Annotated in this window: 1 protein-coding gene and 1 pseudogene; one reads left to right on the forward strand and one right to left on the reverse strand. The window is 44.4% G+C overall.

All coding sequences use genetic code 11. The features are described from left to right. Window positions 1-149 precede the first annotated feature (149 nt). Window positions 150-1,146: pseudogene (locus AB6F11_RS21600) on the reverse strand (IS110 family transposase). A gap of 91 nt (window positions 1,147-1,237) precedes the next feature. On the opposite strand from AB6F11_RS21600, the gene AB6F11_RS21605 reads away from it, so the two are divergent. After that, a complete protein-coding gene (locus AB6F11_RS21605; RefSeq protein ID WP_104216063.1) occupies window positions 1,238-1,990 on the forward strand; it encodes an Abi-alpha family protein in 753 nt (250 codons plus the stop codon). Window positions 1,991-2,340: the final 350 nt, after the last annotated feature.

Genomic DNA, 2,340 nt, shown 5'->3' on the forward strand with positions numbered 1-2,340 from the left:
TTGCGCGACTGCGGTGCCTTATTCGTTAGATGACATCTAGTGTGTCCGCCGCATTAACAGGCTCTCCGCAAGTGGTCTTAACCTATCTCCATCATTAGCGTCTGCAATGACCCGGTGGGTTTAACTCTTTATGCTGCTTAGGTTTTTACTTAAGCAGCATAGTTTTCATATTCTGTTTGATTGTGTAAAAGCGACCATATAATTCGTGCGTTCTTCGCGGCCAGTGCCACTATCGCTCGGTTCATTCCTCTCCGCTCTAGAACGCCCCGACACCACTGACTTAACTTATCTTGCTTGTCGCCAAGGTTGGCAATCACGGTCCTTGCACCGTGAACTAATAGTGTTCGCAAATATTTATCACCGTGTTTGGTTATTCGACCTAACCGAGGTTTTCCTCCTGTGGAGTATTGCTTTGGTACGAGTCCAAGCCAAGCTGAGAAATCACGGCTTTTATCAAATTGGGAACCATTACCTATCGAAGCAAGTATCGCAGTAGCGGTTTGCGGCCCAATGCCACGAACCTTCATCACTCGTTGAACATTAGCGCTGACCTTAGCAAAAGAGCCGAAGACTTGTTCAGTATCGGCGATACGTTGATTTAATTCACCAAGGTGCGAGATGTGGCAGTTCATTTTCTGCATCTTCAAGCATTAAGGGAACGTGTTTCATTAATGAAGAGCGGCCAACAGGAATGATTAACCCGAACTCAGAGAGTAGGGCGCGCATGCGATTCATAAGCGCGGTGCGTTCACGAACCCAATGCTCTCTCATTCTATGTACCGATAAGATGGCTTGTTGCTCGGGGGATTTTACGGATACAAAGCGAGTTGATGGACGCTGAACAGCTTCGCATATGGCAACAGCATCATTAAGGTCGTTCTTTCCTTTAGTTCGATAAGGAACCACGTATTTAACGGCCATAGTGCGGGCGTCGTGCCCAAGTTTATTGAGTGTTCTTACCCAATAATGTGCACCACCACACGCTTCAACGCCTATACGCATGAGTGGCATATTTGCTATTGTAGTCAGTAGTTTAGAGCGAGTTACTGACTTATGAAGTATGACCTTACCATTTTGGTCTACGGCATGAAGACTAAAGTGGTTTTTAGCTAGGTCGATACCGCAGAAATAAGAATAATCAGACATGGTGCCTCCGATGCATTTAAGTACCACATAAGTGTGGCAGCTCCTCGGTAGGGGGAATCCATGTCATTCGTTAGCATACATTGGTAAAGTTATGAGCGAAAAAGAAATAAGTATCAAAACTGATGGAATAACATTGAAAGGCGACATCGTCGACGTTGTTGCGGTTCCTGTTGCTACAGTCTGTAAAACGGCTGACAACATCTTGCAACTTGTTGATAACGTTGTTGGTTTACCAGCAGACTATTTAAATTATCATCTGCAAACTTTTCGTGAAACATATAGAAGTGGATTTAGTAAAATCCCAAAGAACCGCAGAATTGAACCGACGTTAAGGCTTGGGTGTAATGTCCTTAAGAACGTGGCTTATGCGGCTGAAGAGCCGGAACTTCAAAAGCTATTCGCTCAATTACTTTTATCAGCATCGGATAAAGAAACAGCCAATGAAGTTCATCCTAGCTACGCATCAGTTATTAGTGAAATGACCACCTTAGATGCACAATTGTTAGTCAGTGAGTTTGGTCTTTCTCTTCACCACCCAGAAGCTAGTGATACGCAGAAGCAAAAGTCTTTCTCATGTCTAATTCGTTTAGGTCTTTTAACTTGGGCTGAACGAGAATACTCGGAAAACGAGTTAAGTCAGTTTATCGGCAATAACAATTATCGTCCCCCTAGTAGACTTGAGGATGTCCCTGAAATATTGGTAGATGTAATAAACGATTTACAAGATTTAAAAAATACGGTGATAGAAGATAAGCGAATGTCGTCAAGGCTATATCGCAAAGAGTTGGTTCTGACGAAATATGGTGAAAGTTTCATCAATACAGTATGCAAAAATGTATGCTAACAAATTGTTCAAGAGGGATTCGCAACGCGTGGCATTTTCACTATGCGTTGGTTTTAGTGTTTAAGGTGGCATGCGGCGGCATCGGTATTGCGTTGCTCACCCCTTAACAGGGCTACATGGATTCCCCCGGTTGTCAAACATCCGCTAAACTTATGTTGATGGGTTTTGGACTGCCGCTCTACATTCGGCCTACTTATCGACGATTCGCATACGTCGTGGCCCTGATGACTTGCGCGACTGCGGTGCCTTATTCGTTAGATGACATCTAGTGTGTCCGCCGCATTAACAGGCTCTCCGCAAGTGGTCTTAACCTATCTCCATCATTAGCGTCTGCAATGACCCGGTGGGTT

Origin of the sequence: Vibrio sp. 10N.247.311.14 (assembly GCF_041467715.1) — a bacterium.
Lineage (GTDB): Bacteria > Pseudomonadota > Gammaproteobacteria > Enterobacterales > Vibrionaceae > Vibrio > Vibrio crassostreae_C.

What these genes read in the sequence shown, in the direction of transcription:
- AB6F11_RS21605 (WP_104216063.1), top strand. Translation starts at nt 1,238, where the DNA reads ATGAGCGAAAAAGAAATAAGTATCAAAACTGATGGAATAACATTGAAA.